At 54.6% G+C, this 8,293-nt stretch carries 7 protein-coding genes; 6 read left to right on the top strand and 1 reads right to left on the bottom strand.

From position 1 onward, the window contains the following. Positions 1-434: 434 nt before the first annotated feature. The 3 genes from FHT75_RS32720 to FHT75_RS32715 all read left to right on the top strand — a co-directional run bounded on the left by FHT75_RS32720 (position 435) and on the right by FHT75_RS32715 (position 2,897). Positions 435-1,613 carry a phosphodiester glycosidase family protein gene (locus tag FHT75_RS32720; RefSeq protein ID WP_245445241.1) on the top strand — a complete coding sequence of 393 codons (1,179 nt, stop codon included), beginning with the start codon at positions 435-437 and terminating at the stop codon, positions 1,611-1,613. A 506-nt stretch (positions 1,614-2,119) separates the two neighbouring features. Next, complete coding sequence (locus tag FHT75_RS36120; RefSeq protein ID WP_245445240.1) at positions 2,120-2,368, top strand: CrpP-related protein; 249 nt, start codon at positions 2,120-2,122, stop codon at positions 2,366-2,368. A gap of 265 nt (positions 2,369-2,633) precedes the next feature. Next, positions 2,634-2,897, top strand: coding sequence for a DUF982 domain-containing protein (locus tag FHT75_RS32715; RefSeq protein WP_097623567.1), 264 nt, complete (start codon positions 2,634-2,636; stop codon positions 2,895-2,897). Positions 2,898-3,060: 163 nt separating this feature from the next. Here the strand turns inward: FHT75_RS32715 and FHT75_RS32710 are convergent, their stop codons facing one another. Continuing rightward, entirely contained in the window at positions 3,061-3,219 is a 159-nt protein-coding gene (locus tag FHT75_RS32710; protein ID WP_179877585.1) for a hypothetical protein, read from the bottom strand. Between the two features lie 899 nt (positions 3,220-4,118). On the opposite strand from FHT75_RS32710, the gene FHT75_RS32705 reads away from it, so the two are divergent. The 3 genes from FHT75_RS32705 (at position 4,119) to FHT75_RS32695 (ending at position 8,289) form a co-directional block, all read left to right on the top strand. Continuing rightward, on the top strand, positions 4,119-4,856 hold the full coding sequence (locus FHT75_RS32705; RefSeq protein ID WP_210299152.1) for a transglutaminase-like cysteine peptidase: 738 nt from the start codon (positions 4,119-4,121) through the stop codon (positions 4,854-4,856). Positions 4,857-6,100: 1,244 nt separating this feature from the next. Next, positions 6,101-6,826 carry a sugar transferase gene (locus FHT75_RS32700; protein ID WP_409527381.1) on the top strand — a complete coding sequence of 242 codons (726 nt, stop codon included), beginning with the start codon at positions 6,101-6,103 and terminating at the stop codon, positions 6,824-6,826. Positions 6,827-6,963: 137 nt separating this feature from the next. Continuing rightward, a complete protein-coding gene (locus tag FHT75_RS32695; RefSeq protein ID WP_097623564.1) occupies positions 6,964-8,289 on the top strand; it encodes a UDP-glucose dehydrogenase family protein in 1,326 nt (441 codons plus the stop codon). Positions 8,290-8,293: the final 4 nt, after the last annotated feature.

Raw genomic sequence — 8,293 nt, 5'->3', positions numbered from 1 at the left:
CATCATTTTCGAAAACGTCTTTGCCCCAAGTACCCATAGGATGTCCTGTAACTTCTGCACCAATGGGCGCGGTCTACGAAAAAATAGGAGCGACCTACGAGAAATCCAATTTTAATAAAGAGCAAGCAACACAACCCTTGTTAGCAATTTTATTGTAAACAAAACAACCAAAGCGTCCAAGATGAAGGTACTTTTAGATTGAAAGCTGGTAAATGCCGAATTACGTCGGCGTTTAGGCCACTTGGCTCGCTCTAAGCGGCCGGAGAGCGCACAAGATCATATGCACGGTCGGCGAGCAGCGCATATCCTGCTCAAGGATGACCGGCCTTCCAACGCGGCAGATTGGTCCCGAACATTTCCCGCTGGCAATGTCACTTCGTGTCCAAGGCCGAGTCCGAGATGCTATCCCATTTCTGTAATCGAGAAAGAACCAGATGTCTCCGTGGGTAGGAATGCCACAAGCAGCGGTCAATTATTTCTCCAAGGTCGCCTTATTGTTGCGCAATTTTACATCTTGTTTCCAATACCCATCTGTGACCACGCGACCTCCCGATCCGGATCGTTCTGAGGGTGTTCACCAATCACAGACTTGGTCCCGCCAATTTCACCGCCTAATGGGCGGTTTTCGCCAAGGAAGAATGTCTGTGAAACTCAAGCGACCGCTGGTAGGTGCAGCCGTTTTGGTACTTGTATTTGCTGGTTGTCTGGGTTGGGTATGGCAACGCCACGGCGCTTATGGCCTCAACACCCTTCTCCGACGCGGTGGGACGTACTGGATTACCCTAAAGGCGGACGATTCACGCCTCTCGCCGTCCATGCAATTGGCTCTCAAAGAACCTCCCCCAATTGCTCAATCTGGGCCCTTCACTTGGCGCGAGGTCGAGAAGGGTTTCGAGGTAGCGGAATTGCCGGTGATCGCGGACGGGAAAGAAGTCGACCGCATTTTGCTTAATCGTATCGATCCAGCCCTCTTTCGTTTTGTGGCACTCAATTCAGCCAATGGGGACAAGGGGATCGACGAATGGGAGAAGGCGCTGCCTACCGCCGTTTTGATCGTCAACGGCAGCTATTATGATCTAAAAGGGAGACCAGACACACCAATAATCAGTGATGGCGTCGCCATAGGACCAACCACGTACGACGCAAAGGCAGGAGCCTTCACTGCTGGCGATGGCTTTGCCTCCATCAAGGAACTGTCGAACCAGACCTGGCAGACGGCATTGACAGGCGCGACCAATGCTATGGTGTCTTATCCCCTTCTAATTGGTTCGGACGGACAAACTCATGTGAAAGCAGTAAGTCGCTGGTTAGCCAACCGAACGTTCGTCGCGGAGGATGGCGGACACCGCATCATCGTAGGGACGACCAAGGAAGCATTCTTCCCGCTCGCTGGCCTGGCGGAGTTTTTGAAGAGCGCTCCGTTGGATTTGAAGATTGCACTTAACTTCGATGGCGGCCCCATTGCCTGCCAAAGCGTCCGCCTCAACGGCTTTCAACGAAAATTCTACGCCCAGTGGGAAGCTCAGGTGGATGGTGACCAAGTCAAGCTTCTCAGATGGCCTTTCGGCAAGAGCTGGGCCATGCCGATGGTGCTGGCAGTGGAACGAAGATGACGCAACGCCAATCGCCAGAGGCGATGTCGTTGTCGTCAGAAAGCGAACGAGGACTTTCGAGAGAAGTCCAAAGACGCTCGGCGCGAAGCCCTAGCGCCTTTCGATAGGAGGCTGTCACGAAGCGGCGGCCGAGACCGGGTGAGCTATTCTTTGGCACCCGGCATGACCGCTCGTGGTCTGCAGCGAACAATATCCGACTGATTTGCCCGCATGGGGGTGCCTGGTGTCAGGCATACGGGCAAATCAGCCAGCGGTAGTAAATTAGTGTGTAGTGCTCGGAACCCAACCCCCAAATATTAAGGGGTTGTCCAGCGCCTGTTGGAGGAACCCCCTTCGCTCGTTGATGGAAAGCCGATCACAGATCGGGCTGTGGAGACAATGTGGAAGCAGACACGGCAGTTACGTCCAGTCGTAACTGTCCCATATTAAGCCATTATTTAGGAATCGCTTGCATGCGCAGACCGCGATGTTACCGTTGCCGCCATCGTGGGGGGCGCCTATGACAATTGAAGCTGATTGATTTACAGGAGGCTGGCTCAAGGGCGCGGGTGCTGGGAGTGAGGGCCCACGAAAACCCATACCTCGAACCTCATAGGATGCACACTGATGGTACCGTTGCTCTCGCGGATTGGCTTGCGCGTCACGACGCGTGGAAGTTCGGTTGGGAGGCTGAGGACGCAAGCCGCGAAGGTCGGATCGTTAATCACTTCAAGGACCTGATCTCGACCGCCAAACGACGGGCGTTTGATGCATGAAGTAGCTGATATATTGGTTGCGATGCCAGAGTTGCAATTTGATCCGAATCCCGTCATGTGAACGCTCCACCGTCGCCCATCAATGCAACACGGACCGACGCAGCCCATGGCGCTCCGGCATGAGGTTGTAGAGCGCCCTCTCCTTTTGCAGACGGCAGCTCTGCGACGCAGCAGCCATCGGCCATATTCTTCAATCCAAACTTAGATTACACACGTATATCGCCGTTGGGGATAGTAGCATCCGTGCCTTGAGGGGTCGAGGGTAATGAACTGGAACACATCGTCGGCATTTACGCCGGTCGGGCTTGCACTGCGCGGTCAGACTGCACACAAGATCATATGCACAATCGGTGATGCAGCACATATTCTGATCAAAGACTGGCCTTCCGGTATGGGCGAGGAATATGCCGCGGCTGTAAAAGCCTGTGTCGATGCGATTAACGGACAGATCGGTCCAGAGCAATTTCGGGAAGCGCTATTGCGTGCGGCCGATGAGGCGGGGATCGCTCGTTTGACAGTCGTTCATTGATCACGTCTGAAAGCGGCGACGCAACTGTCTGACATGGTGGTGGCGAAAACACCACTAGGGAAGTTGACGTGCGGATAGAAATGGCCGGACCTCAAGTTCAGCATCCACTCATAACTCGAACGTTTGTAGCCGACAGCGAGGCTCCAGACTCGAAAGAGTGCCTTCACTCAGCGAGCGCGGTAAGAATGCACAGGCGTCCCTTGTAGATAGCTTTTCCATCGTTCAGAAACGCCTCGTTTTTTGCGATCAGGACCTGCTGATCATCCACGAGTGCTGTGATACGGTCCTTTTGGGTGCGGATGGTAGAGATCGATTGCTCCACCTGTTTTTCTAGGCCCTGCAGTAGTGCGTCGATCGACAGGTCTCATCTGGCTCTTTTCAGGCGCCGAATCCCAGTTTGCCCGACATCCGTTTCTTCTTGTCTAAGGACTACTTAATAGCGCAAATCGGTATTTTGATGCACCCTGCCAAATTTTATTGTTTAGTAACCGGATCCTGTCAGGGTGTGTTCAAGCCATCCCGACCTTAGCGAGCAGCAGTTGTGTTGGCGAGGCACGACGCCCTGTTCGCAACAGGGCGTCGTGCCGATGTACCCACCGTCAGAGTGCGGGCCGTGGGGTAGGAGACCTTCCGCACTTGAAAGAGGGTCTGGCGCTTAGGACAACATGGAGCGTGGCCTCGGCAGCGGGAACGGCTTCGGAGCATTTCGCTTTTCGAAAGACGCTTGCGGGGGCGAGCCTAAAGGGGCAGTTCCTAGTAGGCACCCCGAATGCAAGCGGCAACAGCATCGACTCTGGAACAGAGGCAATGCGCCAGCGTACACGGGCCGAACTGCGACACGGCTTGTCCATCCACCTGAACGTGCTCCATAGTTCCCCCTGATGAGTCTCTAAAGACGGAATTAGTGACGCGACTCCATCGCGCTGCAAACATGTTCAGCGTCGACAAACTGGAAGCTATTGCCTGACTGGGCATTGCGATTTCTCAAATAATTACATTGGACTAGTGGCAAAATCTTGTGTTCATGGCATGATTTCCCTGCCGTCAGATTTGTGCGAGGCGCCTTAACGCTCTTGTCGACGTGAGCGCAGTACGTACTCGGCTGTAGATAGGCGGGCCCCAAGGGCTCCAAAAAGAGACATTTCGCTCGAATTTTAGTGGTTTCTCGCACGAAATCTCTAGAGGGCGCATGCATGCTGGGCCCATCAAAGAGGACGGGCAATGGCCAGATTTGGAAAAATAACAATTGGCGTGAAGGCTGCATTCGTGGCGGCCACAGCAGTTGTCGCTTCAACGAGCCCTCTCACTGCAACGGGGTTAAGTGCTCTGACGCGCGATAGCGGAAGCAGCTTAGTACGTATCGGCGAAGGGCCAAAGACTCTTGCTCCTTTCGCAAGCGTTGTTTTTTGCATGCAGCACAAAGATCAATGCGTCAACACGGGTGGTCCGTTGATTATGGTGCTCGACAAAAACCGCAAGTCGCAGCTCATCTCGGTAAACAATTCCGTAAATCACACTATACGTCCGATCAATGACAAGCCCGGAGCGGACGTCTGGAGCATAGACGTCACAGCGGGCGACTGCGAGGACTTTGCGCTAACAAAACGCAAGAAGCTCATGCAATTGGGTTGGTCATCAGAATCTTTGAAAATTGCTGTTGCCATAACGAGCAACGGCGAAGGACACGCCGTATTGGTCGCTAAGACCTCTGAAGGCGATCTAGTCTTGGACAACCGCTTCAATGCCATCAAAGAATGGCGTAAGACGGACTTACGTTGGGTGATGGCACAGACCGGAGACAATCCTAAGTACTGGGCCAAGGTGAAGGCCAACGTGGAAGAGCCACAATTTGTGTCAGCAGCCAGAGAAGCCGTGTCCGAGACAGCTGAGATCAATCACAGCAATGCCGACGGCGAACACCAGCCGAACATCACTGTGACTTTTGCCTATTTTCAATAAGTCGTCTGGTCAGCGGGCCGCGACGACCGACATGGGTGCCTCTTGGGATCAAAAATCATCGGAGAAGTGGTCCGCGCCGAAGTCAGCAGAGCCCTCCCCCGCCCAAAGCCAGATACGTTAGGCGTCGGGAGAGCTATCAGCCTCAGTGAACTCTTTCACCGCGGCCCTCCATCAAAGTCTTCCCACGTTATCTACGCGACGTTATGCGTGCCCGTGGCGCAGACGCAATCAGGTCACGTTGCAAAGCGTCTGAACCTCTCCGGAGCGATGTTAGCCAGAAGGGCAGTCTTCTGACGCTGCCTGCGGAACCGATGCCAGCCGTGGCTTCGACGATAGCGGACCATTCGGGCCTGCCAGGAGGCTGCCGACGGAACCGATCACGGCCGCTTCGCAGATCGTGAAAATGGAACTGGGCGTAGACCTCGTGGTGAGGGTAATCGGTTGACCGGGTTGCCGCCTTAGTGCGGGCGATGCGAGGGACGGCATGATCGTGAACGGCCAACGGCACCGGAGACGGAGCTGAAAGCACATTATTCTTCGTTTATCCCTCTCAGACGCTCACGCTGATCAATCTTCTACTGTCATGCGGATTTTGTTTCCCGACTTCGCGATCTGACGGGCACACTAATAGAAGTATCGCTATGCTGAGTTGTTGCGGTGGGGTGGCAATGCGATGAATTGGCGAAAGCTTCTGAGCGCGGCGGAGTTCGCAAAGCTGGGGCGATCGGACCATCCGTTCTACGGGCTACGATTGCTCAGTTGCGGGGAGTAAACAAGTAACCATTGGCTGCAGTCGCCGTGTTATCAACCCTATTGCCACCCCGGGGGCTGCTTTCCAGTCTATATGAGCAGAACATCGCCTCCCTACATAGGTCGATACTCCAAATGCGCAGATAAGGTTGTTGAACCTGTGTACCATTCTAGCCCTGCGAGATATTTGAGCTTAATCCTTGCCGAGAAAAGTAGACGTACTCTCCATACTTGCTGTTAAAGCCCTCTAATTGACTGGGCTTTCAGCTTTGCTGCCCATCTCATTCCTGCTCTCTGTCCACTGGTCAATAAAATGAGTCTATAAACCGCTCGAAATCCAATCCTAATCTGAGAAATATTGAGGTAAATCACGGTCCAACATTGACCCAAAAAAGGCGCCTCGGTATTAACCAATGATTAACTTTGGAGGTGACGTCGGCTGGGGATGAAAGTAAAGGAAGCACAAATCGAATTCGGTTTAAGAGCGGCACATGTTGACGGTAACGACGAAAGATAGTGTAAATAATATTTACTCAGAGATTGACAACGACAAAAATACTCCATCAGATTGCATTGATGTTCTAGCTATTGGACAAGCGGCATCTCGCTCCGCTCGGTGGGATTTCTTTTTAAAAAGGCTCTTCGATATTTATGCATCTTCCACTGCGTTACTGATACTGGCGCCGCTTCTTGTCGTCATCGGGGTGCTTATCAGGCTTGAGACGCGGGGCTCCCCGCTGTTTTCGCAAACAAGGTGGGGTAAAGATGGGAAGAAGATCACGGTATACAAATTTCGCTCCATGCGGTCTGAAGCATGTGATCCGAGCGGCGTTATTCAAACTGTCGAGAACGATCCGCGCATAACGTTTCTAGGCAGGATCTTGCGCAAAACGAATTTGGATGAATTACCTCAGCTTTTCAATGTGCTTCGCGGTGATATGTCGCTGGTAGGCCCAAGATGCCACGCAATCGGCATGCTCGCCGGCGGGATGCTCTATGAAGAACTCGTCCCAGCCTATCATCGGCGCCATTCAATGCGCCCCGGTCTCACCGGGCTCGCTCAGATGCGTGGTCTGCGAGGACCGACCGATCGGCCCGCCAAGGCCCGGGCCAGAATAAATGCGGATCTTTACTACATTGATAATTTCAGTTTTTGGCTCGACTTGAAGATCATCTTCGGGACGATCGCCGGTGAACTGCGAGGCGGAAACGGCTTCTAACTCCCTTAAACCGCTGAAACCGCCGACGTCGTTGCTCGCAGACAAATACGACTATACTGCATCGTCTAGGGCGTCATGCGTTTGACCGTTTCAGCTTTCCAACAACACCAGAGTTTGGATCAATAGAAGGACTATCAATGCGTATTGTTATGATCGGTTCGGGTTATGTCGGCCTTGTGTCCGGTGCCTGCCTTGCGGATTTCGGCCACCACATCACCTGCGTGGACAAGTCCGAAGCCAAGATCGATGCCCTGGAGCGTGGCGAAGTGCCGATCTTCGAGCCGGGCCTCGACGCGATCATCGAACATAACCGGGCGGCCGGCCGCCTCGACTTCTCCAAGGAATTGGCGGCTCCCGTCGCCGCCGCCGACGCGGTGTTCATCGCCGTTGGTACGCCGTCGCGTCGCGGCGATGGTCACGCCGACCTGAGCTATGTGTATGCTGCTGCCCGCGAGATCGCCGCTGCAGTTACAGGCTTCACCGTCGTCGTGACCAAGTCCACCGTTCCGGTCGGCACCGGCGACGAGATCGAGCGCATCTTTCGCGAAGAATTTCCGGGTAAGGACATCGCCGTCGTCTCGAATCCGGAGTTCCTGCGTGAGGGCGCTGCGATCACCGACTTCAAGCGCCCGGACCGCATCGTCATCGGCACAGAGGACGCACGCGCGACCGAAGCCATGCGCGAGGTCTATCGTCCGCTCTATCTCAACGAAGCACCACTCTATTTCTGCGAGCGCCGCACGTCCGAGTTGATCAAATATGCCGCCAACGCGTTCCTGGCGATGAAGATCACCTTTATCAACGAAATCGCTGACCTCTGCGAGCAGATCGGCGCCGACGTGCAGAAGGTCGCCAAGGGCATCGGCATGGACAAGCGCATCGGTGACAAGTTCCTGCATGCCGGTCCGGGCTATGGCGGTTCCTGCTTCCCGAAAGACACGCTCGCCCTCGTCAAGACGGCGCAAGATTATGACAGCCCGATGCGCCTGATCGAGACGACGGTTGCGATCAACGATAACCGCAAGCGCGCCATGGGCCGCAAGGTCGTCGCAGCTTGCGGCGGCAGCGTCCGCGGCAAAAAGATCGCCGTTCTAGGCCTGACCTTCAAGCCGAACACCGACGACATGCGCGATGCCCCCTCGATCACCATCGTCCAAGCGCTTCTCGATAGCGGTGCCACCGTCCACGCCTATGACCCCGAAGGCATGGAAGCCTCCAAGGGCATGCTCGGACCGGTAATCTACGGCAAAGACCCTTATGAAATCGCGGAGGATACCGATGCGATCGTTCTCGTCACTGAATGGGACGAGTTCCGCGCCCTCGACTTCAAGCGCTTGAAGACCACGGTCAAGACGCCAACCATCGTCGATCTGCGCAATGTCTACTCTGCCGCCGAAGTCAACCGCCACGGCTTCAGCTATTTCGCTGTTGGCAAGAAGAGCAGCGCGAACAAAGCGAGTTGAGCGC

The sequence above is a fragment of the Rhizobium sp. BK112 genome, assembly GCF_014193215.1.
Taxonomy (GTDB): Bacteria; Pseudomonadota; Alphaproteobacteria; order Rhizobiales; family Rhizobiaceae; genus Rhizobium; species Rhizobium anhuiense.
The sequence above is the reverse complement of the archived record's forward strand: the minus strand, read 5'-3'. Positions and strand labels throughout refer to the sequence as shown.

What these genes read in the sequence shown, in the direction of transcription:
- FHT75_RS32705 (WP_210299152.1), top strand. Translation starts at nt 4,119, where the DNA reads ATGGCCAGATTTGGAAAAATAACAATTGGCGTGAAGGCTGCATTCGTG.
- FHT75_RS32695 (WP_097623564.1), top strand. Translation starts at nt 6,964, where the DNA reads ATGCGTATTGTTATGATCGGTTCGGGTTATGTCGGCCTTGTGTCCGGT.
- FHT75_RS32715 (WP_097623567.1), top strand. Translation starts at nt 2,634, where the DNA reads ATGAACTGGAACACATCGTCGGCATTTACGCCGGTCGGGCTTGCACTG.
- FHT75_RS32720 (WP_245445241.1), top strand. Translation starts at nt 435, where the DNA reads ATGTCTCCGTGGGTAGGAATGCCACAAGCAGCGGTCAATTATTTCTCC.